Source organism: Streptomyces sp. NPDC054813 (genome assembly GCF_053611365.1).
In genome coordinates this window covers 51,946-77,847 of the sequence record NZ_JBSHAF010000034.1, presented here as the reverse complement: position 1 = coordinate 77,847, position 25,902 = coordinate 51,946, and the positions used below count along the sequence as shown (strand labels likewise).

Genomic DNA, 25,902 nt, shown 5'->3' with positions numbered 1-25,902 from the left:
CCCGGTTCGCGCCGGCGGGCCGGTGGTCGGGCTCGGCGGGTGATGCGCGGCCGGTGGCGCCGGGCATCACCCGCCGGGTGAGCGGTCAGTGCTTGTTGACGGCCGAGGCCCAGTCGAAGTCCACGCCCATGTCGTGGTACATCTTCGAGTATCCGACGAAGCAGTTGAACGCCGTGACCTTGCCGTTCTTCAGGTACCAGAAGTCGGCGGTCGGCGCGTCGACCTGGTGGCCGTTGCCCTTGACGACGCCGCCCGTCGGAGCCTGGAGCTGTCCGTCGAACGTGCCCTGGATCGACAGCTCGATGCTGATCACGTCGCCGTTCACGGTGATGCGCTTGAGGTCACGGTGAACGTTGGAGAAGAGGCCCTTCATGTAGGGCAGCACGTTGCCGAGCGCGTCCCCCCGGTAGGCCTGGCCGGCGACCATGTCGTTGAAGACGCCGTCCTTGGTGAAGCTGTTGACGAACGTCGGGACGTCGATGTGGCTGCCTTCCGCCACGTAGTAGTCGCGCAGGACGACCGCGAGGTTGGCCTTCTCGTGCTTGGTCAGGTGGCGGTCGGTGAGCGGCAGCTTCGCCAGCTGGCGCGCGGTGAGGGTCGGGGCGGCCGTGCCGCTGTGGACCGCTGCTCCGTTGTGGGCGGGGCTTGCGGCCTGTGACGGCACGGCCGCGATGGAAAGACCACCCAGGACAGCTACCGCGGTCGCGGCGGTGATCGACTTCCGGCTGAGCAGCTTCATGTCGTGTTCCTCCAGATTGGTACGCAGGATTCGAGATCCGTCGCAACGGTGTCTGCCGCGTCCTTAGTAATTCAAACGCTCGCTTGACCTTATGAAGGGCAGTGCAGGCTGTCAAGCTGTTGCTTGAATTCCGTGGTCACGCTGTTGACGTGTACTCAAACGTATGATTGATTACATTGCATGACACAGGTGGCGAAGACGGACCTGCGCCGGGAGGCCGGGCAGCGCACGCGGGACGGCCTGCAGACGGCCGCCCTGGAGTTGCTCTCACAACGAGGCCAGGAGGGCGTGACACTCCGCGAGATCACCGATCGCGCCGGAGCCAACGTCGCCGCGGTGAGTTACCACTACGGGTCGCTGAAGGCGCTGTGCGACTCAGCGATAGAGCACGCGCTGGAACGGTATCTGGACGAAAAGATCCTGGAACTGGACTCCCTCGCCTCCACTGCGACGCTCCATGAGGTGGCGACAGCGTTCACCCGGCCGATGGTGCGCGCGCTGGCGGCCGGTGGACAGGACCTGGCCGTGATGCGGACCGTGGCGCGGGTCGGCATCGATCCGCCCCAGGGGTGGGAGCGGCTGAACGGCAAGTTCGACCGGAGCCGCCGGGGGGCCGTTCGGGTGCTGGCACCGAACCTTCACGGAGTGGACGAGCAGGAGCTGGTCTTCCGCACGCGCTGCGCGGCCGGCCTGTTGAACTGGCTCGCGCTGGCACCCATCGGCACCGAGCTGGCCGCCATGTCCGCCGAGCAGATCGAAGGGCAGCTGGTCCCCGTGGTGACCGGGGCGTTCCGCGGGGACGACGCCGTCGACAGCTGACCAGTCCACAGGCCGGTGGAGTCGCCGCCGCCCGGAGGGGCGCTCAGAGGGGCGCTCAGCCCAGGGTCTCGTCCAGCAGTGCCGCCCATTGCGCCACCACCCGCTCCCTCCTCGCCGCGTCGTCCGTCAGGAGGTTGGCCAGACCCAGGCCCCTGGCCATGTCGAGGAGGCCCTGGACGGTTTCCCGGGTGCCGGGGCGGGATTCGTCGGCGGACAGGAGGTCCACGGCGATGCGGTGGGTCTCGCGGCCCACTCGGGCTTCGAGTTCGGTGACGCGGAGACGGAGCTGGTCCTCGTTGGACGCGGCGACCCAGAGGTGGAGGGCGGCGCGGAAGAGGGGGCCGGTGTAGAGGTCGACGAGGGCGCGGACCACGGCCCGGCGGTCGTCGGCGTTGCCCTGCGGGAACAGGTCGCGCAGGGCTGTGGAGCGTTCTTCGGCGACGTATTCGACGGCGGCGGTGAAGAGGTCCTCGCGGGTGGGGAAGTGGTGCTGGGCGGCGCCGCGGGAGACGCCGGCGCGTTCGGCGACGACGGCGACGGTGGAGCCTGCCCAGCCGTGTTCGGCGAGGCAGGCCACGGCGGCTTCCAGGAGCCGTTGCCGAGTGGCCCGGCTGCGGTCCTGTTTGGGGGCGCGGTCCTGTTGAGGTCCGCGCGCGTGTTCCGCCGTGTTCGCGCCGGCCGTACTCACACCACCCACGCCGCATCCCGTCGTTCGAGGAAGGCCGTCATCCCCTCGCGGGCCTGGTCGGAGGAGAACAGCCGGGCCGAGAGCGCGGTCAGGTCGGCCGCGTCTCGGTCGAATGTTTCCAGCACCCTAGCTGTGAGCAGCTGTTTCGTCTCGGTCAGGGCCTGGGGGGCGGAGCGGCGGAGGCCGTCGAGGATGGGTTCGAGGGCGGTGTCGACGTCGTCGGCGGTGGTGGTGAGGAGGCCGAGGCGTACGGCTTCGGGAGCGTCGAAACGTTCGCCGGTGAGGTAGTAGCGGGCCAGGGCGCGGGGGTCGGTGCGCGGGAGCAGGGTCAGGGAGATGACGGCGGGGGCGACGCCGATGCGTACCTCGGTGAAGGCGAAGGTGGCGTCGGGGCCGGCGGCGGCGATGTCGCAGGCGGCGAGGAGGCCGAGGCCGCCGGCGCGGACGTGGCCGGTGATGCGGGCGACGACCGGTTTGGGCAGTTCGACGATCTGGCGCAGGAGGCCGACGAGGGCGTCGGGGTGGGGCGGGTCGCGCAGGTCGGCGCCGGCGCAGAAGGTCGTACCGGTGTGGGTGAGGACGACCGCGCGGATGTCGGGGTCCTTGGCGCAGTCGGTGAGGGCCTCGACGAGTTCGGCGATGAGGGCGGCGGACAGGGCGTTGCGGGTGGGGGCGGAGTCGAGGCTGAGGGTGGCGACGGCACGCGCGCGTGTCTGTCCGATCAACGTCATGGCCGCTCCCCTGGTTCCCCGTGTGCTGCGGTCCGCCCGAGCGCGCGCAGTTCGCGGCGGAGTATTTTCCCGGAGGCCGCGCGGGGCACGCCGGCGATGAAGGTGACCTTGCGGACGCGTTTGTAGGGTGCGACGCGTTCGGCGACGTAGAGCATGGTCTCGTTCTCGGTGAGGTCGGCGGCGGTGGGCTGGCGGACGACGAAGGCGTGCGGGATCTCGTTGCCGTCCTCGTTGTAGGCGCCGACGACGGCGGCGTCGGCGATGCCGGGGTGGGTGAGCAGGAATGCCTCCAGTTCGGCGGGGGCCACCTGGAAGCCCTTGTACTTGATGAGTTCCTTGACCCGGTCGACGACGAACAGCCAGCCGTCGGCGTCGGCGTGGCCGACGTCCCCGGTGTGCAGCCAGCCATCGGTGTCGATCATCTCGGCGGTGGCGTCGGGTTGGCCGAGGTAGCCCTTCATGACCTGCGGGCCGCGGATGAGGATCTCGCCGGGTTCGTCGGTGTCGAGGTCCTTGTGCGGGTCGTCGAGGGAGACGATCCGCATCTGGGTGCCGGCGATGAGTTTGCCGACGGTGCCGGGCGGTGCGTGGTGCATGGCGTCGAGCGGGACGACGTGAGTGCCGGGCGAGAGTTCCGTCATGCCGTAGGCCTGTGCGAGGGGCGGCAGGCCGAGGCGCTCGGAGCAGGCGGCGGCGAGGCGGGCGTCCAGGGGTGCGGCGGCACTCATGACGTACTTCAGGGAGGACAGGTCGTACTGCTCGACCAGCGGGTGCTTGGCGAGAGCGAGGACGATCGGCGGGGCGACGTACAGGCCGGTGATGCGGTGGTTCTGGATGGCCGCGAGGAAGGTCTCCAGGTCGAAGCGGGGCAGTACGACGACGGTGGCGCCCATCCGCAGGGGCGCGTTCATGAGCGCGGTGAGGCCGTAGATGTGGAAGAGGGGGAGTACGGCGAGGATGCGGTCGCCGGGGCCGGTGGGGACGGCGGGTTCCAGTTGGGCGAGGTTGGTGGCGATCTGCCGGTGGGTGAGCATCACGCCCTTGGGGATGCCGGTGGTGCCGGAGGAGTACGGCAGCGCGGCGACGTCCTCGGCGGGGTCGATGTCGACGTGGGGTTCGGGGGCGTCGCCGGCGAGCATGTCGATCAGCGAGCGGTGCCCGGGCGCGCTGTCGCAGACGAATATCTCCGCTACGCCGCCGGCGAGTTCGGCGGCCCGGCGGGCGGCCTCCAGCAGGGGTGAGACGGTGATGATCCAGCGGGCCGCGGAGTCCCTGAGCTGTTTGGCGAACTCCTCGGGGGTGGCGAGGGGGTGCACGGTGGTGACGGAGGCACCCGCGCGCGTGGCCGCGTAGAACGCCGTCGGGAAGGCGACCGTGTTCGGGCTGTGCAGGGCGAGCACATCGCCTTTGCGGACGCCGGCGTCGGCGAGTGCGGCGGCGATCCTGCGGTGGAACCGGTCCAGCTGTTCGTAGGTGAGGGTGGTGCCGTCGGTGCCGTCGATCAGGGCGGGCGCGTCGCCGAACGCGGCGGCCCGGCCCAGCACCGCCTCGTGGATGGGGAGTTCTACGGGCGGGACGTCTGCGTACTCGCTGCGGAACACGGTTCCTCCAAGGCGGCCTAGTACGACTTGGGCAGGCCCAGGGTCTGGTGGGAGACGTAGTTGAGAATCATCTCCCTGCTCACCGGAGCAATACGAGCCACGCGCGCCGCTGTTATCAACGAAGCGAGCCCGAATTCGCGGGTGAGTCCGTTGCCGCCGAGGGTGTGCACGGCCTGGTCGACGGCGCGCACGCACGCCTCGCCCGCCGCGTACTTGGCCATGTTGGCCGCCTCGCCTGCGCCGATGTCGTCCCCGGCGTCGTAGAGGTGTGCCGCTTTCTGCATCATCAGGCGGGCGAGTTCGAGGTCGATGTGCGCCTGGGCGAGGGGGTGTGCGATGGCCTGGTGGGCGCCGATGGGGGTTTTCCAGACGGTGCGGTCGCGCGCGTACTCGATCGCCTTGGACAGTGCGTAGCGCCCCATGCCGATCGCGAAGGCGGCCGTCATGATCCGCTCGGGGTTGAGTCCGGCGAAGAGCTGCAGGAGGCCGGCGTCCTCGTCGCCGACGAGTGCGTCGGCCGGCAGCCGCACGTCGTCGAGGACCAGCTCGAACTGTTTCTCGGCGGCGTTGAGTTCCATGTCGATGGGGTGCTTGTGGAAGCCCTCGGCGTCGGTCGGGACGATGAACAGGCAGGGCTTGAGGCGTCCGGTGCGGGCGTCCTCGGTGCGGCCGACGATCAGGACGGCGTCGGCCATGTCGACGCCGGAGATGAAGACCTTGCGGCCGGTGAGCAGCCAGTCGCCGGTGTCGGGGTCGCGGCGGGCAGTGGTGGTGATGCGGTGGGAGTTGGAGCCGGCGTCGGGTTCGGTGATACCGAAGGCCATCAGGCGTGAGCCGTCGGAGAGTGCGGGCAGCCAGGCCCGCTTCTGTTCCTCGGTGCCGAAGCGGGCGATCACCGTGCCGCAGATCGCCGGTGAGACCACCAGCATGAGGAGTGGGGAGCCCGCGGCGCCCAGTTCCTCCAGGACGATGGAGAGTTCGGCGATGCCGCCGCCTCCGCCGCCGTACTCCTCCGGGAGGTTGACGCCGAGGTAGCCGAGTTTTCCGGCCTCTTGCCAGAGTTCGGTGGGGGCGCGGCCCTCTGCGATGGTTCGGGTGATGTAGGCGCGGCCGTACTTCTTGCCGAGGGTGGCCACCGCTTCGCGGAGTGCCTTGTGCTCGTCTGTTTCGATTTGAGGGGTCAACGTGGCTCCTTCGCGTGCGGGTTGTCTGTGGTTGCTCGCGCTCACGCGGCGGTAGCCGCATATCGAATGCAGCCCCGCGCCCCTAGAGGGGAGCTTGCACTACCGCCAGTAGCGAGCCGGGCTCGACCTGCTGGCCGACCACCACCCGCAGTTCGCTCAGCGTGCCGGTGACCGGGGCGGTGATCTGGTGCTGCATCTTCATGGCTTCGAGCCACATCAGTGGCTGTCCGGCCGCCACCTGGGCTCCCTCTGCCAGCCCCTCGGCGATCCGGACGACCGTCCCCGGCATCGGCGCCACAAGCGAACCGGGCGCCAGCTGGGCCTTCGGGTCGGGGAAGCGGGACAACGCGGTGAGCCTCGTGTTGTTGACGTGGACCTGGTCGCCGTACGTCGACACCTCGAACCGTCGGCGTATGCCGTCGATGTCGAGTACGACCAGGTGCGCGCCCGCGTGCACGACCCGTACGTCCGCTGCCGTGAGGCCCTCGCGCGTGTGCCGGTAGTGGACCTCGTGCTCCTCGCCCGCCATCAGGTAGCGCTTGGTCTGCGGCTGGGAGGAGACGTTGCGCCAGCCGCCGAAGCGGGAGCGGCCGTGGGCGTCGGCCAGGGCGGCCGCGAGGGGGGCGTGCCGGTCGGCGGCGGGCGCTGTGAGGGTGGTGAGGTGGCGGTCGTAGAAGCCGGTGTCCATGCGGGCCGCGGTGAACTCCTCGTGGCGCAGGGAGCGGACGAGGAGGTCGCGGTTGGTGGTGGGGCCGTGCAGGGTGGTGTTGTCGAGCGCGTGCGCCAGCTTGCGCAGCGCTTCCGCGCGCGTGGGGGCGTGCGCGACCGCTTTGGCGAGCATCGCGTCGTAGTGCACGCCGATCTCGTCGCCGTCGGTGTAGCCGGTGTCCAGGCGGACGCTGCCGGGAACGGCGAGACGGTGCAGGGTGCCGGTCTGCGGGGCCCAGTCGCGGGCGGGGTCCTCGGCGTAGAGGCGGGCCTCGATCGCGTGGCCGTGCGCCTGTGGGGCTTCGAGCGGGAGGGCGTGGCCCTCGGCGACGCGGATCTGTTCGGCGACCAGGTCGAGGCCGAAGACGGCCTCGGTGACGGGGTGTTCCACCTGGAGGCGGGTGTTCATCTCCAGGAAGTGGGCCTTGCCGTCGGCGACGAGGAACTCGACGGTGCCCGCGCCGATGTAGGAGACGGCGCGCGCGGCGCGCACGGCCAGCGCGTACAGCTCCTTCGTGAGCCCTTCGGGGAGCCCGGGCGCCGGCGCCTCCTCGATCACCTTCTGGTGTCTGCGCTGGAGTGAGCAGTCGCGGGTGCCCAGCGGCCACACCGTGCCGTGCGCGTCGCCGAGGATCTGCACCTCCACATGGCGGCCGCGCTCGATGTAGGGCTCGACGAAGACCTCGCCGTCACCGAAGGCGCTCGCGGCCTCGGCGCGTGCGCCCTCCAGCGCGTCGCCCAGCTCCTCGAGGCGGCGCACGATACGCATCCCGCGCCCGCCGCCGCCCGCGGCCGCCTTCACCAGCACCGGCAGGTCGGACTCGGTGACCTCGCCGAGCGGCGCGATCCCCATCAGCTCCTTGGCGCGCGTCTTGGACGCCATCGCCTCGATCGCCTCCGGGGGCGGCCCGATCCAGACCAGGCCGGCGTCGAGGACGGCGCGGGCGAAGTCGGCGTTCTCGGAGAGGAAGCCGTACCCGGGGTGCACGGCGTCCGCGCCGGCGCTCACGGCGGCCTTCACCACCAGGTCGCCGCGCAGGTAGGTGTCCGCGGGCGTGGCGCCCGGCAGTCGTACCGCGGTGTCGGCCACGCGCGCGTGGAGCGCGTTCTCGTCGGCGTCCGAGTGCACGGCGACGGTCCTGATGCCGAGTTCGGCGCAGGTGCGGAAGATCCGGCAGGCGATCTCGCCGCGGTTGGCGACCAGCAGGGTCGAAATCATGTGATCCCTCACATCCGGAAGACGCCGAAGCCGCCCCGCGCGCCCTCGTAGGGGGCGGTGTGGATGGCGGACAGGCACAGGCCGAGGACGGTGCGGGTGTCGCGCGGGTCGATGACGCCGTCGTCGTACAGCCGCCCGGACAGGAACATGGGCAGCGACTCGGACTCGATCTGCTGCTCGACCATGGCGCGCAGGGCCGCGTCGCCGTCCTCGTCGTACGGCTGTCCCTTCGCGGCGGCCGACTGGCGGGCGACGATCGAGAGCACGCCGGAGAGCTGCTGCGGGCCCATGACGGCCGACTTGGCGCTGGGCCAGGCGAACAGGAAACGGGGGTCGTAGGCGCGGCCGCACATGCCGTAGTGGCCGGCGCCGTAGGAGGCGCCCATGAGGACGGAGAGGTGCGGGACGCGGCTGTTGCTGACCGCGTTGATCATCATCGCGCCGTGCTTGATGATGCCGCCCTGCTCGTACTCCTTGCCGACCATGTAGCCGGTGGTGTTGTGCAGGAACAGGAGCGGGATGTCGCGCTGGTTGGCGAGCTGGATGAACTGGGCGGCCTTCTGCGACTCCGCGGAGAACAGGACGCCCTGGGCGTTCGCGAGCACCCCCACGGGATAGCCGTGCAGGGTGGCCCAGCCCGTCGTGAGACTGGTGCCGTACAGCGGCTTGAACTCGTCGAAGTCGGAGGCGTCGACGAGCCGGGCGATCACCTCGCGCGGGTCGAAGGGGATCCTGAGGTCGCCGGGGACGATGCCCAGGAGTTCGTCGGCGGAGTACTTGGGGGGCTCCGCCGGGCCCGGATCCTGGTGCGCCTTGCGGTGGTTGAGGCGGGCGACCACCCGGCGTGCCTGCCGCAGCGCGTCCGGTTCGTCGACGGCGAAGTAGTCGGCGAGACCCGACACGCGCGCGTGCATCTCCGCGCCGCCGAGCGACTCGTCGTCGCTCTCCTCGCCGGTGGCCATCTTCACCAGCGGCGGTCCGCCGAGGAAGACCTTGGCGCGTTCCTTGACCATGATCACGTGGTCGGACATGCCAGGGATGTAGGCGCCGCCGGCCGTGGAGTTGCCGAAGACGACCGCGATGGTGGGGATGCCGGCGGCCGAGAGCCGGGTGAGGTCCCGGAAGATGGCGCCTCCGGGGATGAAGATCTCCTTCTGGGACGGCAGATCGGCACCTCCCGACTCGACCAGGCTGATGCAGGGCAGCCGGTTGGCGAGGGCGATGTCGTTGGCGCGCAGGGCCTTCTTCAGCGACCAGGGGTTGCTGGCGCCGCCGCGCACGGTCGGGTCGTTGGCGGTGATCAGGCACTCCACGCCTTCGACGACGCCGATCCCGGTGACGAGCGAGGCGCCGACGGCGTAGTCGCTGCCCCAGGCGGCCAGCGGCGACAGCTCCAGGAAGGGGGTGTCGGGGTCCAGGAGGAGTTCGATGCGCTCGCGGGCGAGGAGTTTGCCGCGCTTGCGGTGCCGCGCGACGTACTTCTCGCCGCCGCCCGCGAGGGCCTTGGCGTGCTCGGCCTCCAGGTCGGTGAGCTTGGCGAGCATGGTGTCGCGGTTCGCCCGGTAGTCGGGGTCGCGGGTGTCGAGTGTGGTCTCGATGACCGTCACAACAGGGCCTCCGGGATGTCCAGGTGGCGGGAGCGAAGCCATTCGCCGAGGGCCTTGGCCTGGGGGTCGAAACGGTGTTGGGCGGCCACACCCCGGCCGAGGATGCCTTCGACGGTGAAGTTGACGGCGCGGAGGTTGGGCAGGAGGTGCCGGGTCACGGTCAACGCGCGGCTCTCGGGTACGAGGTGCCGGAAGGCGTCGACGGTCAGCGTGTGCGCGAGCCAGCGCCAGGCCTCGTCCGAGCGCACCCAGACGCCGACGTTGGCGTTCCCGCCCTTGTCGCCGCTGCGGGCCCCGGCCACCAGCCCGAGGGGCGCCCGCCGGGTGGGTCCGGCCGCAAGCGGCTCGGGCAGCGACGGTTCGGGCGGATCCTGGAGTACGAGGGTGTCCTGGGCCGGCGGCACAGGGATCCGTCGCTCGTCGTGGAGGACGGCCATATGGGGCACCTCGCCCTGGGGGACGTACACATCCTCGAAGACCCCATAGGGCGCGCCTTTCCCGGGTGGCGCGAGCACATGGAAGCCGGGGTAGCTGGCGAGCGCCAGTTCCACGGCGGCTCCGCTCAGCGCCCGCCCGACGGCCTCCTGGTCCCGGTCCCGTACGACGAGCCGCAGCAGCGCGCTGGCGGTCTCCTCGGTGTCCGCGTCGGCCCGGTCGGTGCGCACCAGCTCCCACCGCACCTCCTGCGGCGGCGACTTGGCGAGGGCGTCGGCCATCTGCTCCCGCACCAGAGCCGCCTTGGCCTCGATGTCGAGGCCGGTGAGAACGAAGACGACCTCGTTGCGGAAGCCGCCCAGCCGGTTGCGGCCGACCTTGAGGGTCGGGGGCGGTGCCTCGCCCCGGACGCCCTCGATCCGTACCCGGTCCGGGCCGTCCTGGCTCAGCCGTACGGTGTCGAGGCGGGCGGTGACGTCGGGGCCCGCGTACCGGGCGCCGCCGGTCTCGTACAGGAGCTGGGCGGTCACCGTGCCGACGTCGACGAAGCCGCCGGTGCCCGGGTGCTTGGTGATGACGCAGCTGCCGTCCGCGTGGAGTTCGGCGACCGGGAAGCCGGGCCGCCGCATGTCCCGGCCGACCCCCGCTGCGGCTTCGGCGAAGAAGGCGTAGTTGCCGCCGGTGGCCTGGGTTCCGCACTCCAGGACGTGTCCGGCGACGACGGCGCCCGCGAGCCGGTCGTACTCCCCCGGTCCCCAGCCGAAGTGGGCGGCGGCGGGTCCGGTGACCAGGGCGGCGTCGGTGACCCGGCCGGTGACCACGATGTCGGCGCCGGCCCGCAGGCACTCGGTGATCCCGAAGCCGCCGAGGTAGGCGTGGGCGGCGAGGCTGCCGGGGTGGGCCGCGGTGAGGTCGTCGCCCTCCACATGTGCGACGCGCACAGGGATGCCGAGACGATCCGCCAATTGCCGTACCGCCTCGGCGAGTCCGGCCGGGTTGAGGCCGCCGGCGTTGGTGACGATCCGTACGCCGCGTTCGTGGGCGAGGCCCAGGCAGTCCTCCAGCTGGCGGAGGAAGGTGCGGGCGTATCCGGCGCCGGGGTCCTTCAGCCGGTCGCGGCCCAGGATGAGCATGGTCAGCTCGGCGAGGTAGTCGCCGGTGAGGACGTCGAGCTCGCCGCCGCCGAGCATCTCGCGCAGGGCGTCGAAGCGGTCGCCGTAGAAGCCGGAGGCGTTGCCTATGCGCAGGGTCACTCGGTGCCGCCCTTCGGGGTGCGGCCGGTGCCGGGCGGGCCCGCGAAGGCCTGGGCGATGTCGAGCCAGCGGTCGGCGTCGGCGCCGACGGCGGTCACGGCGAGGTCGGTCCGGTGGGCGCGCTGGGTGACCAGGAGGCAGAAGTCGAGTGCGGGGCCGGTGACCCGTTGCGGGGCGTCCTCGGGGCCGTAGGCCCACAGCTGGCCGTCCGGGGCGGTGATCTCCACCCGGAACTCCTCGGCGGGCGGGGTGAGGCCGTGTACCAGGTGCGCGAAGTTCCTTGCCCGTACCCCGATGCGGACCACATGTCCGAGCCGGGCGGTGGGGGTGCGGACCACACCCAGGGCATCGGCGATGTCCTGGCCGTGGGCCCAGGTCTCCATGAGCCGGCCGGTGGCCATGGAGGCGGCGGACATGGGCGGACCGAACCAGGGGAAGCGGGTGCCGGGCGCGGCCTCCCGCAGGGCCCGGTCCAGCGCGGTCCGGCCCTCGCGCCAGCGGGACAGCAGTTCGGCGGGCGGGAGTCGGGCGCCGTCCTCGGCACCCTCGTCGACGAAGGTGTCGGGTGCGCCGAGCGCCTTCTCGGCCTCCGCGCGGAAACCGTCCTCGTCCGTCACGGCGAGCAGCGCCGCGCGGTCGGTCCAGTGCAGATGGGCGATCTGGTGGGCGATGGTCCAGCGGGGCGCGGGGGTGGCGAGAGTCCACCGCTCGGTTCCCAACTCGGCTACCAGCCGGTCGAGTTCCGTGCTCTCCTCACGCAGGTCGTCGATGACGGACGTCGGCTCGGACATGGGGAGGAGCATGGCAGCGACCCAAGAAACAATCAAGCACGCTTGCATGAAATTGCGGCGGCGTCCGGCCCGCCAACACCTGGGCGCCGGTCACCGGGAACCGGCATCCCGGCGGAGAGCCGGGCACGAAGCCGCGCCGGTCGCGGTGGACGCCCAGGCCTGAAGAAGATCCGGCGGCCGTCCGACGGCTGTCAGGACGGGCTGCCGTTCCCCTCCGGCTGAGCGCCGCCCACCGGTCGCCGGCCGCGTCCCACCTGGGTGCGGACCGCGCCGATGCTGGCCGCGATGACGAGGGCGATGGCGGCCGCCTGGGTGGCGGTCAGCGCCTGGTCGAGGATGAGGAAGCCGGCGGTGGCGGCGATGGCCGGTTCCAGGCTCATGAGGACGGCGAAGGTGTGCGCGGGAAGCCGGCGCAGGGCGAGCAGTTCGAGGGTGTAGGGCAGGACGGAGGAGAGCACCGCGACCGACGAGCCGAGGGCGATGGTGGTCGGGTCGAGAAGTCTGCTGCCGGCCTCGGCGATGCCCAGCGGCAGGAAGAGCAGCGCGGCGACCGCCATGGCCAGGGCGAGGCCGTCCGCCTGCGGGAAACGGCGACCGGTACGGGCACTGAAGACTATGTAGGCGGCCCACATGGCGCCGGCCCCCAGGGCGAAGGCGATACCTGTGGGGTCGAGATCGCCGAAGCCTCCGCCACCGAGGAGGAAGACACCGGCCAGGGCGAGGCCGGCCCACACCGCGTTGACGGCACGCCGGGAGGCCAGTACCGACAGGGCGAGCGGGCCCAGCACTTCGAGGGTGACGGCGGGACCCAGGGGGATGCGGTCGACGGCCTCGTAGAAGAGACCGTTCATCGCACCCATGGCGATGCCGAAGACGATCACCGTGCCCCAGTCGGTGCGGGAGTGGCCGCGCAGCCGGGGCCGGCAGACCACGAGCAGGACGATGGCGGCCGCGAGGAGCCGCAGCGTCACCACGCCGAGCGCACCGGCCCTGGGCATCAGGGTGACCGCGAGGGCGCCGCCGAACTGCACGGAGATCCCGCCGGCCAGCACCAGGCCGACGGGGCCGAGCGAGCCGAGCCGGTGGGTGGCGCCTGCGGCGGCGGGCTCGGACACGGCGGCAGGCGTGGGCGTCGGCTGTGAGGTGCTGGGGGTGGTCACGGGCGGTCCAGGGAGCTCGTTGTTCATTGCGGTGCACTGCTCAGTCCAGGGTAATGGACTTGAACAGGCGCGTGAACCCCTTATGGAACTGTCCTGGACACCGACCGCCCACACCCCGCCTTGCCGCAGGTCACGGCCCACGAGGTCCGGCGACGGACCGCCCGGCCCCTTTCCCGCCGGACCCCGGAGGCTGCCGAGGGCTACTTCACGTCGACGTAGTCACCGGTCGCCGTCGAGGCGCCGGTGGTGGCGTTGGTAGCGAAGGAGAAGCGGTAGTACCCGTCGACCGTGGCCTTGGTCGTGGTCTTGAGCGCACCGCCGGTGCCGGCGGTGATGCTCTTCACGTTGGTGTAGGTGCTGCTGGTCTTCTTGCGGAACTGCAGCACCACCTTCTGTCCCGCGTAGCCGCCGTACGTGCCGTTGTCCCAGTTGGCGCGGGTCAGCTTGCCGGTGACGGTGACGGTCTTGCCCTTCTTCACCGGCTCCGGCGTGGCGTTGACGGTCAGCTTGGAAGCCTTCTTGATCTTGGCAGTGGTGACGTTGTCGTCGAAGCTGGCGTTCGCGGAGAGGTCGTAGCCGCCGAGGGCGAGCTTCCAGGTGCCGGCGACGCCGTTGTGCTTCATGTCGGTGGCCGCGTGGATGTTGAAGACGGCCTTGCAGCTGTAGACGCCGGTCTGGGTGGTCGACTCGGTGCAGACGGGGTCGTCGTCGGTGCCCAGGGCGCCGGTGATGGTGTCCACGCTGGAGGGGTCGGTGCCCTGCCAGAGGAAGGCCTCCGTGAGCGCGACACCGCTCGAACCGGTGGCGGTGTAGGTGGCGGTGACGGACTTCTGGGTGGTGGTGCCGAGGACGATGTCCTTGCCGCCGTTGACGACGCCCTTCGAGAAGGTGATGTCGCCCAGCGCATCCATCGGGCGGACGGTCTTCGCGGTGCTCGCCGAGCTCGCGGACTTGGCGGACTTCGCGGCGCTCACGGAGTTCGCGGAGAAGGAGCTGAGCTGCGCCCGCGCACCCGGACCCTCGGCCGCCTGGGCGGCCACCGGAACGACGAGCGCGGACAGCACGGCCGCGCCGGAGATGACGGTGGCCGCGACGCGTATACGCATGTGAATCCCCCTGGGATCGCGAGAGGCCCGCCGGGATGACTCCCGGCCGGGCCCGTTGGCGTATGCAGCGTACGGATCAAGTGGAGAAACCTTGAAGATTCTCTGTGCAATAGGTGTGTAACAGAATCGAACTGACGGCCGCTCACGCCCGCCGGGAACCGCTCACGCCCGCGGTCTCAGATGCCCGGCCAGGGAGGCTCCTCGTCACGGAACAGGGGGCGGCCGTCGGGGAGTGTGGTGGGCATGTTCGCGCCGTAGTCGACGTCCATAGGCACACCCGTCGCCATAGGCACCCCGGTCGCCATGGGTACCCCGGTCGCCATGGGTGCCGGCGTTTCCATGTGGGCGTCGTACACGGGCTGGGGCCATAGCCCCGCGGCCGCCGCCGCGTATACGTCGTGCTCGTGGTGGTGGTCGTACATGTTCCCGTACGGCTGCTGGTAGCCGTACCCGCCGCCCTGCGCGCCGGCGTAGGAGCCCTGGGGTACGGCCATCGGCTCGGGCCTCGGTGTGCCCTGGTCGGTGAAGAGCGGGAGCCGCAGTTCGCCGGTGTCCATCACCGCGTTGTTCTGGGAGCGGTGCAACCGGGAGTAGGCGCCGCCGCGGGTGAGGAGTTCGTCGTGGCGGCCGGTCTCGACGATGCGGCCGCGGTCGACGACGAGGATGCGGTCGGCGTCGGGGGCGAGGTTCAGGTCGTGGGTGATCATGATGGTCGTACGGCCGGTCATCAGGCGCCGCAGCGGCTTGACGACGCGGCGCGCGGCCATCGCGTCCAGGCCGGTGGTCGGCTCGTCGAGGACGAGGACGGGGGCGTCGCGCAGGATCGCGCGGGCGATGGCCAGGCGCTGGAGCTGACCGCCGGAGAGCCGGGCCGAGTTGGGGTCGACCCTGGTGTCGTAGCCGTCGGGGAGCCGGACGATGAAGTCGTGGGCGTCGGCGGCCCTGGCGGCCTCCTCGATGGCCTGCTCGCTGGCGCCGGGGCGGCCGCAGGCGATGTTGGCGCGGACGGTGTCGTGCAGCACGAGGGTCTCCTGCGGGAGCAGGGTGATGTACTCGCGCAGCCTGGCGAGGGGGAAGTCGCGGATCGGGACGCCGTCGAGGAGGATCTCGCCGCTGTCGGGGTCGTAGAAGCGGAGCAGCATCTTGGAGACGGTGGACTTGCCGGCGCCGCTGGGCCCGGTGATGATCACGAGTTCGCCGGGGCTGACCGTGAAGGAGAGGCCCTCCAGGGCGGTCTTGTCGGCGCCTGGGTAGCGGAAGCCGACGTCGCGGAGCTCGACGGTGCCGTCGGGGCGCCCGGTGTCGGTGCCGGCGCCGCGGCGGGGGTCGGTGACCGACGGCCGGACGTCGAGGATCTCGATCAGCCGTTCCGCGCCGGCCGTGGCGGCGGTGACGGTGAGGCCGAGCTGGGCGAGGCCGCGCACGGGCGGGTAGAGGTAGCCAAGGAAGGCGGAGAAGGCGAGGAGCTGGCCGAGGGTCATCCGGCCGGTGGAGATCTCCCAGGCGCCGATGCCGATCACCGCGAGGACGCAGATCGTCTCGATGACCTGGACGAGCTGCTCGTAGGCCTCGTTGAGGCGGGTGGAGCGGACGGAGGCGCGGAACCAGGCGCCCGCCTCCTCGTTCAGGCGGCGGCGCTCGGCGTCGCGGCGGTCGTACGCCTGGGTCAGCACGATGTTGCCGAGGGACTCCTCGACCACGGAGGTGATCGCGCCGTCGGCGACCCGGCCCTCCCTGGAGACGTCCTTGATGGAGCCGGAGAAGCGGCGGGCGGCCAGCCAGAACAGAGGGGCGAGAACGAAGGTGGCGGCGGCCAGGTCCCAGCGCAGCCAGAACGCGGCGGCCGCGTAGAACAGGGCACTGAACAGGGCCGACGCGGCGCCGACCAGCCCGGACACCACCATGGTCTCGATGGCCTCGACGTCGCTGGTCAGGCGGGAGAGCAGGTCGCCCTGGCGGTGGCGCTGGAAGAAGTGCGGGGGCAACTGCTGGACGTGGTCGAAGACGTGCTCGCGCAGCCGCATGACGAAGCGTTCGGTGACCCAGGCGGCGATGGAGTTGCCCGCGTACGCGACGATCGCGCCGACGATCGCGATGCCCAGCCACTGTCCGGCCGGACTCCAGAAGGCGCTGAGCGAACCCTTCTGCAGGGCGTGGTCGGTGAGGTCGCTGAAGAGCAGGATGGCCTCGGTCTCGGCGAGCGCGGCGATCACCGTGCACACCCAGACGATCACCAGCCAGCCGCGCAGGCCCCGGGTCAGCGGCCAGAAGCGGCGGAAGGCGGTGCGGGCCGGGATGACGGGCGTGTACTCGTCGTCCTCGTCGTCCTCACCTCCGTCGTACCCGTCTGCGCCGTACCCGTCTGCGCCGTACTCGTCTGCGCCCCCGTATTTCGACGAGGCGTCGACTTCGTACTCGTATTCCGTGCCTTCACTCTCCTTTGCGCGCATTTCTCACTACCTCCGCTCTCCGACGCTGGAATTACGAGAATTAAGGAGCGAAAAAGGACCGACGGCGAACCGTCGGTCCTTTTCACAGCTGACTCAGCCGTCCTGGCCGGGGATCGGCTTCGGAAGCGGCTTGTGGGCCTTCTTCTTCGGCTTCGGCGGGGGCGGCGGGGGCAGCTGCTTCTTGGGCTTGGGGGGCAGCGGGGAGAGCTTCTTGAGGCTCATTCCGACTCCTTGGGAGTTCGAAGTGCAAGTGGTGCAGGATGGTGCGAGAATTCTCTTGGGCAACGTACGGGGATTTCGGATCGTCATCCTCGGCAATCCCCGCCGCCCGACACCGATGAACTTACACGGCCCAGATCTCAAGGAACAGCAAAGTCGGCTTGCGAACGGCAAACAGGTGCTGTGAATACCTGGGTAACAGCTGTATAACGGCCCCGAACCTGAGAGTTCTCTTATGAACCTGAGAGCCGGCTTATGAAGCCGGCCGGGCCGTACCCCGAAGGAGGCGTCAGCGGCGGCCCATGTACACGTCGAACGCCTTGTGGAGCAGCTTGTTGAGCGGGAAGTCCCACTCCCCCAGGTACTCGACGGCCTCACCGCCGGCGCCGACCTTGAACCGGAGCAGGCCCAGCAGGTGGTTCGACTCCTCCAGGGTGTCGGTGATGCCCCGGAAGTCGTATACGGCGGCGCCGAGTTCGTGGGCGTCGCACATCATCCGCCACTGGACGGCGTTGTTGGGCTGGACCTCGCGCCTGCGGCTGGTGGAGGCGCCGTAGGAGTACCAGACGTGCCCGCCGACGGTGAGCATGGTCGCGGCGGCGAGGACCTCGCCCTCGTGGTGGGCCAGGTAGAGGCGCATACGGTCGGGGTGTTCGGTGGTGAGGGCGGTCCACATGCGCTGGAAGTAGGAGAGGGGGCGCGGGATGAAGCGGTCGCGCTCGGCGGTCTCGGCGTACAGGGTGTAGAAGGCGGGCAGGTCCTCGTAGCCGCCGCGGACGACCTTGACCCCGGCCTTCTCGGCCTTCTTCACGTTGCGCCGCCACTGCTGGTTGAGCCCGCGCTGGATGTCGTCCAACGACCGCCCGGCGAACGGAACCTGGAACACGTACCGGGGCTGCCCGGCCGCGAACCCGTCCTCGCCGCCGGCCTCCGCCTGCCGCCATCCCATCCGGCGCAGCCGTTCGCCGAGTTCGAGGGCACGGGGTTCCTCCGTGGTCGCGTCGGCGTCCCGCAGCCGTCGGGCGGCGGGATCGGCGATCGCCTCCTTCACCGCCTCCGCGCTCCACCGTCGTACGACGACGGGCGGCCCCATCTTCACCGCGAACGCCCCGCGCCCCTTCAGGTACGCCAGCAGCGGATCGAGCCAGCGCTCCAGCGCCGGGTCGTGCCAGTCGATGACCGGTCCCTCCGGCAGATAGGCGAGATACCGCTTCACCTTGGGCAACGCGCGCAACAGCACCAGCCCGGCCCCGACCATCCGCCCCTCCCCGTCGAACCAGCCCAGGCTCTCCGCCCGCCAGTCCGGCTTCACGTCTCCCCAGGACGGCACCTGCATATGGCTCGGGGAGGGGCTACGGGAGTCGACGAAGGCGAGGTGTTCGGCACGGGAGACGGGCTGGAGACGGAGGGCTGCGGAGGCTGACGTCATGGGCGAAGACTCCTCGGATTCTTCCTGGACAGAGGGGCATCGGACCGGCTTCGACACTCACCGGCCGCAAACAGGAGGTGCGGGGGAAACTGATGGCGACGGCATCAAGCAGAACAGACGCGGATCTGGTCGGAATCGTTTCCGCGCAGGTCGGTGAGGGCGTGTCGGGACTCGCGGCGGGTGTCGTGGCGGACGTGGGCGCCGTCCTCACGACGGACGGCCTGGGCCTCTCCGGCGGCTCGGCCGGGTCCAGCCGGTCTGCTGCACGGTGGCGATCGCCGTCAGGGCCACGCCAGCACCGTGAGCTCGGGCCACTGCTCCCGCCACCGGGCCGTCTTCTCCTCGTAGACGGCCCGGGGAGCGAGCACCGGATTGGGCCGGACGACGAGGTTGAACACGTCCGACAGCCCGTGCGGGGCGTACACCCGCCACCGGCCGCCCTCCTCAACCCGGACGCCCAGGCAGCAGGTCGTCGCCGCGAAGCTGTCGATCGCGGCCTCGGTCGACCCGTACGGTGGACAGGGCACCCCGAACCTCTCCTCGTACCAGAGGTGCACCCGGGCCTCGTTCCGTATCTCGACCTCGGCCGCCACCCCGGCGAACACCTCCCGCCCCCGCCGGATCACCCGGTCCTCCGCCTCCCACGACAGATCAGCGTCGTCGAAGTAGATGAGGTCGTAGTCCTTGATCCCGGCCCCCGCCGGCCTGCCCGTCACCACGTTCCACACGGTCTGGAACAGACACCCGGCCGCTACGTAGCCCCCGGGCAGCCCGAGCACCGCACTCCGCTCCAGGACATCCACAAGAACCTCGTTGCGCCTCAACGCCTCCCGCAGGGCCTCGAGTTGTTCATCGAGTGGCAGCCTGCCGATCATCCGCCCTCCCGTCGCCAGGGCCGAACGCCGTCAGTGCCTCCGTGTCGGTCACGCGGGAGTTGAGGTAGCAGTCCGCCCACTCCGCGATGTCCGGGTACGCGCACTCGGCGCGGAGCCGGGCCACCGCCGCCGGGATGTCGTACGACGACACCCGCAGGTCGGTCCCGGGGCCCAGCAGGCACCAGTGGGCGCCCGGACGGCCGTAGGGCATGCCCACGCTGCCGGGGTTGACGACCAGGCGGCCGTGGGCGAGGCGGGTGTACGGCATGTGGGTGTGGCCGCAGACGACCGTTCCGACGGCGGGGTCGATGCCGGTGAACACCTCCGCCCAGCGGGCCGCCGAGGAGTCGACCAGGACGATCTCCTCGTCGTCGCGGGGCGTCGCGTGGCAGAACAGGACCCGGCCCAGGCCTCGAACCGTGAGGGTGACCGTCCTGGGGAGCGCGGCGAGGAAGCCGACCTGTTCGGCGGTGAGCGCGTTCGCCGCGAACGGGCCGATCGGGTCCGGGATCTCGGTGCGTTCGCCCCTGCGGTACTCCACCAGCTCCCGGTCCGCGTTTCCCGACAGCCACAGCACCCGGTCGCCCAGCTCGCGCAACGCCTCGATCACCTGGCCCGGTTGCGGGCCCGCCGTGATGTCACCGGTGAGCACGATGCGGTCGGCCGAGGACACGTCAGGTTCCGCGAGGACCGCCTCCAGCGCCGGCAACACCCCGTGGATGTCGGAGAGGACCGCCACCCGGTCCAACTCGGCCTCGGACACGATCACTTCCCATCCCGCTTCGCGTCCCGCTTCCGGTCCTTTCCGCCCCACTTCCCGCCCCACTTCCGGTCCCTCCCGACCCACTTCCCGCCCCACTTCCCGTCCTCCCCTACCCACTCCCCGACCCACTTCCCGCCCTTCCCAACCCCCTCCGGTTCCAGCCCCTCGGCGAGCACCTCCGCCAGGTGCCTCCCCCGCACCCCCGCCAGCTGTTCCAGCTGTGTCCGGCAGGAGAAGCCGTCCGCCAGGATCACCGTGTCCGCCGGCGCCTCGGCCACCGCCGGCAGCAGCTGCTCCTCCGCGCACGCCCTGGACACCTCGAAGTGCCCTTTCTCGAAGCCGAAGTTGCCCGCCAGACCGCAGCAGCCGCCGACCAGGTCGCCGGTGAGGCCGGCGGCCTCGCGCAGGCGGCGGTCGGCGGTGTCGCCCAGCACCGCGTGCTGGTGACAGTGGGTCTGGCCGGTGACCCGGCGGTTCAGGTGGGGCGGGGTCCACTCCGGGGCCAGGCGTTCCAGGGCCTCCGCGAAGGTGATCACCGCCCCCGCCACGCGGGCCGCGCGGGGGTCGTCCGGGAGGAGTTCCGGCAGGTCCGCGCGGAGGGCGGCCGCACAGCTGGGTTCCAGGACCACGAACAGCGCCGCGTCCTCCACGTCCTCCGGTTCCGGCAGCACGAAGGGGCCCAGGAGGTCGAGCGTGCGACGCAGCACCGCCCGCGCCTCGTCCAGCTGGCCCGTCGAGATGTACGTCAACCCGCAGCACGCGCGGGAGGCCCGGCGCGGCCGGCGCGTGGACATGCCGACGCTCGCCACCTCGCCGGCGTGCGACCGGCGCACCCGCCACGGTCGCGTCGGGAGCTCCGCCACGCCCACTCCCGCCGCCTCCAGCACCCGTACGGCCGCCCGCCCCACGGACGGTGACAGGTGCTCCGTGAACGTGTCCGGCCAGAGGAAGACCATCCGCGCCGGGAAGTCCGGCCGGCGTCCCGCCCGCGCGTCCGCCATCCAGTCACTCAGGCGCCTGCGCTGCCGTCGCCGCAGCCACCGGCTGAACGGCTCCCTCGCCAGGTGCGGGATCCGCCGCTCCGGCGCGATACCGCCGACGCGTTTGGCCAGCGCCGCCAGCGGGCGTACGGCGACGAGCGCGTTGACCAGTCCCGCCGTGCGCGTGCGGGCCACCAGGCGCAGCCATAGCGGCAGCCTGCCCATGCTGTAGTGCGACGAAGGACGGCGGCGGCCCGCGTAGTGATGGTGCAGGAACTCCGCCTTGTACGTCGCCATGTCCACCCCCACCGGGCAGTCCGACCGGCAGCCCTTGCAGGACAGACACAGGTCCAGCGCGTCCCGGACCTCCGTCGACTGCCAGCCGTCCGTCACCAGCTCGCCCGCCAGCATCTCGTGCAGCAGCCGGGCCCGGCCGCGCGTGGAGTGCTCCTCCTCGCCCGTGACCCGGAAGGACGGGCACATCACGGACGCGCCGGACACCTCGGTCGTACGGCACTTCGCCACGCCCACGCAGCGGCGGACGGCCGCCGAGAAGTCGCCGTGGTCGGAGGGGTAGGCGAAGGCCACCGGCAGCGGCTCGCGGGGGAGGACGGCGAAACGGAGGTTGGTGTCCAGGGGGGCGGCCCTGACCAGCATGCCGGGGTTGAGGAGGTCGTCGGGGTCCCAGATCCCCTTCGCGCGCTCGAACAACGCCACCATCTGCGCGCCGTACATCCTGGGCAGCAGTTCCGCCCTCGCCTGGCCGTCCCCGTGCTCCCCGGAGAGCGAGCCGCCGTGGGCGACGACGAGATCGGCCAGCTCCTCGGAGAAGCGGCGGAAGCGGGCCACGCCGGCCGCACTGAGCAGGTCGAAGTCGATGCGGACATGGATACAGCCGTCACCGAAGTGGCCGTACGGAGTGCCCCGCAGGCCGTGGGCGGACAGCAGGCCTCTGAAGTCCCGCAGGTAGGCGCCCAGTCGGGCCGGCGGTACCGCGCAGTCCTCCCAGCCGGGCCAGGCCTCGCTGCCGTCCGGCATCCGGGTCGCCGTACCGGAGGCGTCCTCGCGGATGCGCCAGAGTGCGCGCTGCCCGGCCGGGTCGGTGACGACCAGCGCGTCGAGGACATCCGCCGCGCGGACGACCGCCTCGGCACGCGCGCGTGCCTGCGCGGCCGACTCCCCGCCCGTCTCCACGAACAGCCAGGCGCCGCCGCGCGGCAGTCCGGCCGGGGACCGCACCAGGTCGGCGGCCATGCCCTCCACCGTCAGCGGGGCGGCGGCGAGCAGCCCGGCCGCCGCCTCCGCGGCCGCGCTCTCGTCGGCGTACCCGAGCACCGCGAGGGCACGCGCGCGGGGCGACTCGACGAGGCGGACGGTCGCCTCCGTGAGGATCCCCAGCGTGCCCTCGCTGCCGCAGAAGGCGCGGGCCACGTCGGCGCCCTTCTCGGGGAGCAGGGCGTCCAGCGCGTACCCGGAGATCCGGCGGGGGAGGTCGGGGTAGCCGGTGCGCAGCAGCGCCAGGTCCCCCTCCACCAGGGCCCGCAGGCCGTCCGGAGCCCCGGCCCAGCCCTGGCCGAGCCGCAGCCGGCCGCCCCGCGCGGTGATCACGTCCAGCTCCCGGACGCTGTCCGCGGTCGTGCCCCAGGCCACGCTGTGCGAGCCGCACGAGTTGTTGCCGATCATCCCGCCGAGCGTGCAGCGGCTGTGCGTGGAGGGGTCCGGGCCGAACCGCAGGCCGTGCGGGGCGGCGGCCTCCTGGAGGCGGTCCAGGACCAGACCCGGCTGGACGACGGCCGTACGGGTGACCGGGTCCAGGCCGATCAGGCGGTTCATGTGACGGGTGAAGTCCAGCACCACGCCCGTGCCCGTGGCCTGCCCCGCGATCGAGGTGCCGCCACCCCGGGCGACCACCGGCACCCCGTGGGCGCGGCACACCTCCAGTACGGCCGCCACGTCGTCCGCGTCCCGAGGGGCCACCACCCCCACCGGGACCCGCCGGTAGTTGGACGCGTCCATGGTGGCCAGCGCCCGCGACGTGACGTCGAACCCCACCTCGCCCCGGACGGCCCCGCGCAGCTCAGCCTCCAGATCGACCATGCCTCCCAGTCTGCCCTCCGGCACCGGCGGTGACGCGGGACGACGGCCGGGGAACCGCCCCGGCCGGCGCGCGCCCGACGGCGCCGGGGCAGGAACCGGCTCGTCACCCGCCCGTCTCACGCCCCTCACACCCGCTCGTCACCCGTCCGTCTCACGCCCCTCACACCCGCCCGCCTCCCGCCCCCACACCCGCCCGTCTCACCCGACGGACTACATTTCGACCACGTTTCCTCCAGCCACTACGCTCGCCCCGTGGCTGACATCCAGATCCCCGCTGACATCAAGCCCGCCGACGGACGCTTCGGCGCGGGCCCCTCCAAGGTGCGGACGGAGGCGCTGGACGCGCTCGCCGCCACCGGTACCTCTCTCATGGGCACCTCCCACCGCCAGGCCCCGGTGAAGAACCTGGTCGGCCGGGTGCGCGAGGGCATCAGCGCCCTGTTCTCCCTCCCGGACGGCTACGAGGTCGTCCTCGGCAACGGCGGCTCCACCGCCTTCTGGGACGTCGCCACCCACGGTCTGATCGACGGCAAGTCGCAGCACCTGAACTTCGGTGAGTTCTCGTCCAAGTTCGCCAAGGCCGCCAAGCTCGCCCCCTGGCTGGCCGAACCCACCGTCATCGCCTCCGACCCGGGCACCCACCCGCAGCCGCGGGCCGAGGCCGGCGTGGACGTCTACGCCTTCACCCACAACGAGACCTCGACCGGTGTCGCCATGCCGATCGAGCGGGTCGCCGGGGCCGACGAGGGCGCGCTCGTGCTCGTCGACGCCACCTCCGGCGCGGGCGGCCTGCCCGTCGATGTCAGCGAGACCGACGTCTACTACTTCGCCCCGCAGAAGTCCTTCGCCTCCGACGGCGGGCTGTGGATCGGCGTCTTCTCCCCGGCGGCGATCGAGCGCGCCGAGCGCATCCACGCGTCCGGCCGCCATGTGCCGGAGTTCTTCAGCCTCCCCACGGCGATCGACAACTCCCGCAAGAACCAGACGTACAACACGCCGGCCCTGGCCACCCTCTTCCTGCTCGACCAGCAGCTGGAGTGGCTGAACGGCCAGGGCGGCCTGGCCTTCTCCACCGGCCGTACGAAGGACTCCTCGACCCGCCTCTACACCTGGGCCGAGGAGAGCAAGTACGCCACCCCGTTCGTCGCCGACCCGGCCCAGCGCTCGCAGGTCATCGGCACGATCGACTTCGCCGACGAGATCGACGCGGCCGCCGTCGCCAAGGTGCTGCGCGCCAACGGCATCGTCGACACCGAGCCCTACCGCAAGCTCGGCCGCAACCAGCTCCGCATCGCGATGTTCCCGGCGATCGACCCGGCCGACGTCGAGGCGCTGACGAAGTGCGTCGACTACGTGATCGAGAAGCTCTGACGCGTACGGCAGCGGAGGGCGCCCGGTGCCCGGACAGGCACCGGGCGCCCTTGCTCATCCGGCCGTACAGCTCACGCTCGGGACGGACCCGCCGCCCGGCGCGCCCCCGAAGCCGAAGCTCGCCGAACCGCCCGCCGGGATCGTCCCGTTGTGCGCGGCGTTCACGGCGGTGACCTTCCCGCCGCTCTGGGTGTACGACGCGTTCCACATGTTCGTGACCTGCTGCGAGCCGCTCCACGTCCAGGTCACCGTCCACGAACCGATCGCGGTCGTACCGGTGTTGGTGACCGTGACAGCGGCGTTGAAGCCACTCCCCCAGTCACTGCTGACGGCGTAGGAGGCCGCGCAGGAGGCACCCGTGTTCCCGCCACCGCCACCGCCGCCCCCCGTGCCCGGGAACAGCGGCGCCTTGACGCTCGCCAGGTAGCCGTCCTTGACCGTGTCCACGGTCTGCCAGTCGTCCTTCAGGATCCCGCCGGTGTCACCCGAGTCGGGATTCCAGGACCAGAAGGTCCACTGGAAGGAGTCGGCGCCGTACGTCGCGGTCGGCCGCAGGTAACTCACCAGCGCGGCCAGCCACTTCTGGTCCACGGTCGAGGCGAGCGTGGTGCCGAACTCGCCCACCCACACCGGCGCGATGTTCTGCTTGAAGAGGTAGCCCCAGTACCTGTCCCAGATCCCGGGCATGTTGGCGGGGAACGTGGGATCGCCGAACCAGCTCTGCTGGGCCACGCTGGTGGCGTAGTCGTGGGCGGAGTACACCACCCGGCCGGCGACGCTCAGCTGCACCGGGTACTGGCCGGCCCCCATCAGGTTGCCGCCCCACCAGCCGGAGACGCCGTTGTACGTCTGCACGCCCTCGACGAAGATCAGCAGGTCGGGGTTGACGGACAGCACGGCGTTCCCGGCGCGCTGGGCGGCGAGCCGCCAGTCGATCGTGGTGTCGCCGCAGCCCCAGCAGGCAGGATCGTGGGGCTCGTTGTGGAGGTCGATGCCGACGACGGTCGGATCGGCCGCGTAACGCACCGCGAGGGCCTTCAGGTCGGCGATCCACGTCGACTCGGGGACCGACGAGGTGTACCAGAGCGCCGACTGGCCGCCGGCGTCCGGGCGGTGCCGGTCCAGGATGACCTTGAGGCCGTCCTGACCGGCGTAGGCCACGATCCTGTCCATGACCTGGAGCGAGTTGAGCCCCTGGAGGTCGGCGTTCTTGCCGTTGCTGAAGTCGATGCTGTTGGGGACGGTCGTGCTCTTGAAGATGTCGTCGCTGTAGGGCAGCCGGATGGTGTTGTAGCCCAGCGACCTCATCTGGTCGATCATGCTCTTGTAGTCGCGTGACCAGAGGCCGTGCGCCACGTAGTTGGCGGTCTCGAACCCGAACCAGTTGATCCCGGCGATCCGGACCGGCTGGCCGGCCGCGTCCAGGATCTGCCGGCCGCTGGTGTGCCAGTAGCCGGCCCCGGGGGCGGTCGCCGCGTGCGCGGGGTGCACACCGGCGAGGGGCAGGAGGAGCGCGGCGGCGGCAGCGCACAGCGCTCTTCGCAGGGCGCGTAAGCGGAACATGTGCCTGTTCCTCTCGGAGTTCCACTGGGGAGGCGCGGCCCCGGAACATGGGAGCGCTCCCATATGCCGCGCACCTCCCAGGAAACTGACACACCGTCATCACGTCAAGACATA

19 protein-coding genes and 1 pseudogene are annotated in these 25,902 nt (G+C 71.2%); 2 read left to right on the top strand and 18 right to left on the bottom strand.

What is annotated here, in order from left to right; all coding sequences use genetic code 11:
- Positions 1–85: 85 nt before the first annotated feature.
- Positions 86–739 (bottom strand): nuclear transport factor 2 family protein, encoded by a 654-nt coding sequence (locus ACWGJB_RS44005; protein WP_453385656.1) that lies wholly within the window; start codon positions 737–739, stop codon positions 86–88.
- A 180-nt stretch (positions 740–919) separates the two neighbouring features.
- On the opposite strand from ACWGJB_RS44005, the gene ACWGJB_RS44000 reads away from it, so the two are divergent.
- Complete coding sequence (locus tag ACWGJB_RS44000; RefSeq protein ID WP_453385655.1) at positions 920–1,558, top strand: TetR/AcrR family transcriptional regulator; 639 nt, start codon at positions 920–922, stop codon at positions 1,556–1,558.
- A 55-nt stretch (positions 1,559–1,613) separates the two neighbouring features.
- Here the strand turns inward: ACWGJB_RS44000 and ACWGJB_RS43995 are convergent, their stop codons facing one another.
- The 16 genes and pseudogenes from ACWGJB_RS43995 to ACWGJB_RS43920 form a co-directional block, all read right to left on the bottom strand.
- A complete protein-coding gene (locus ACWGJB_RS43995; protein WP_453385654.1) occupies positions 1,614–2,255 on the bottom strand; it encodes a TetR/AcrR family transcriptional regulator in 642 nt (213 codons plus the stop codon).
- The gene (locus tag ACWGJB_RS43990) at positions 2,243–2,977 is read right to left on the bottom strand and encodes an enoyl-CoA hydratase family protein (RefSeq protein WP_453385653.1); all 735 of its coding nucleotides are present in this window, start codon (positions 2,975–2,977) and stop codon (positions 2,243–2,245) included. The genes ACWGJB_RS43995 and ACWGJB_RS43990 overlap by 13 nt, the downstream gene beginning before the upstream one ends.
- On the bottom strand, positions 2,974–4,578 hold the full coding sequence (locus ACWGJB_RS43985; RefSeq protein ID WP_453385652.1) for a 4-coumarate--CoA ligase family protein: 1,605 nt from the start codon (positions 4,576–4,578) through the stop codon (positions 2,974–2,976). Before ACWGJB_RS43985 ends, ACWGJB_RS43990 begins: the two co-directional genes overlap by 4 nt.
- Positions 4,579–4,595: 17 nt before the next feature.
- Positions 4,596–5,762: an acyl-CoA dehydrogenase family protein gene (locus ACWGJB_RS43980; RefSeq protein ID WP_453385651.1), complete on the bottom strand. Its 1,167-nt coding sequence runs from the start codon at positions 5,760–5,762 to the stop codon at positions 4,596–4,598.
- Between the two features lie 82 nt (positions 5,763–5,844).
- Positions 5,845–7,689, bottom strand: a complete 1,845-nt coding sequence (locus ACWGJB_RS43975; protein WP_453385650.1) for an ATP-binding protein — start codon at positions 7,687–7,689, stop codon at positions 5,845–5,847.
- An 8-nt stretch (positions 7,690–7,697) separates the two neighbouring features.
- On the bottom strand, positions 7,698–9,296 hold the full coding sequence (locus ACWGJB_RS43970; RefSeq protein ID WP_453385649.1) for an acyl-CoA carboxylase subunit beta: 1,599 nt from the start codon (positions 9,294–9,296) through the stop codon (positions 7,698–7,700).
- Complete coding sequence (locus ACWGJB_RS43965) at positions 9,293–10,984, bottom strand: acyclic terpene utilization AtuA family protein (protein WP_453385648.1); 1,692 nt, start codon at positions 10,982–10,984, stop codon at positions 9,293–9,295. The genes ACWGJB_RS43970 and ACWGJB_RS43965 overlap by 4 nt, the downstream gene beginning before the upstream one ends.
- Positions 10,981–11,775 (bottom strand): TIGR03084 family metal-binding protein, encoded by a 795-nt coding sequence (locus tag ACWGJB_RS43960; protein ID WP_453385647.1) that lies wholly within the window; start codon positions 11,773–11,775, stop codon positions 10,981–10,983. Before ACWGJB_RS43960 ends, ACWGJB_RS43965 begins: the two co-directional genes overlap by 4 nt.
- 191 nt (positions 11,776–11,966) lie before the next feature.
- Positions 11,967–12,935 (bottom strand): EamA family transporter, encoded by a 969-nt coding sequence (locus ACWGJB_RS43955; RefSeq protein WP_453385646.1) that lies wholly within the window; start codon positions 12,933–12,935, stop codon positions 11,967–11,969.
- A gap of 200 nt (positions 12,936–13,135) precedes the next feature.
- Positions 13,136–14,041 (bottom strand): hypothetical protein, encoded by a 906-nt coding sequence (locus ACWGJB_RS43950; RefSeq protein ID WP_453385645.1) that lies wholly within the window; start codon positions 14,039–14,041, stop codon positions 13,136–13,138.
- Between the two features lie 176 nt (positions 14,042–14,217).
- Entirely contained in the window at positions 14,218–16,491 is a 2,274-nt protein-coding gene (locus tag ACWGJB_RS43945; RefSeq protein WP_453385644.1) for an ABC transporter ATP-binding protein, read from the bottom strand.
- 93 nt (positions 16,492–16,584) lie between these two features.
- Positions 16,585–16,713, bottom strand: a complete 129-nt coding sequence (locus tag ACWGJB_RS43940; protein WP_453385643.1) for a hypothetical protein — start codon at positions 16,711–16,713, stop codon at positions 16,585–16,587.
- A gap of 286 nt (positions 16,714–16,999) precedes the next feature.
- Positions 17,000–18,139, bottom strand: coding sequence for a lipid II:glycine glycyltransferase FemX (locus ACWGJB_RS43935; RefSeq protein WP_453385642.1), 1,140 nt, complete (start codon positions 18,137–18,139; stop codon positions 17,000–17,002).
- A gap of 281 nt (positions 18,140–18,420) precedes the next feature.
- Positions 18,421–19,014, bottom strand: a complete 594-nt coding sequence (locus ACWGJB_RS43930; protein ID WP_453385641.1) for a nucleotidyltransferase family protein — start codon at positions 19,012–19,014, stop codon at positions 18,421–18,423.
- A complete protein-coding gene (locus ACWGJB_RS43925) occupies positions 18,989–19,780 on the bottom strand; it encodes a metallophosphoesterase family protein (RefSeq protein ID WP_453385671.1) in 792 nt (263 codons plus the stop codon). The genes ACWGJB_RS43930 and ACWGJB_RS43925 overlap by 26 nt, the downstream gene beginning before the upstream one ends.
- Before the next feature lie 152 nt (positions 19,781–19,932).
- Positions 19,933–22,854 (bottom strand): annotated as a pseudogene (locus ACWGJB_RS43920) (FAD-binding and (Fe-S)-binding domain-containing protein); the annotation flags it as partial.
- A gap of 252 nt (positions 22,855–23,106) precedes the next feature.
- Between ACWGJB_RS43920 and serC the strand changes: the two are divergent.
- Entirely contained in the window at positions 23,107–24,225 is a 1,119-nt protein-coding gene (gene serC / locus ACWGJB_RS43915) for a phosphoserine transaminase (protein ID WP_453385640.1), read from the top strand.
- A 54-nt stretch (positions 24,226–24,279) separates the two neighbouring features.
- On the opposite strand, the gene ACWGJB_RS43910 is transcribed toward serC, so the two are convergent.
- Positions 24,280–25,788 carry a cellulase family glycosylhydrolase gene (locus tag ACWGJB_RS43910; protein WP_453385639.1) on the bottom strand — a complete coding sequence of 503 codons (1,509 nt, stop codon included), beginning with the start codon at positions 25,786–25,788 and terminating at the stop codon, positions 24,280–24,282.
- Positions 25,789–25,902 lie beyond the last annotated feature (114 nt).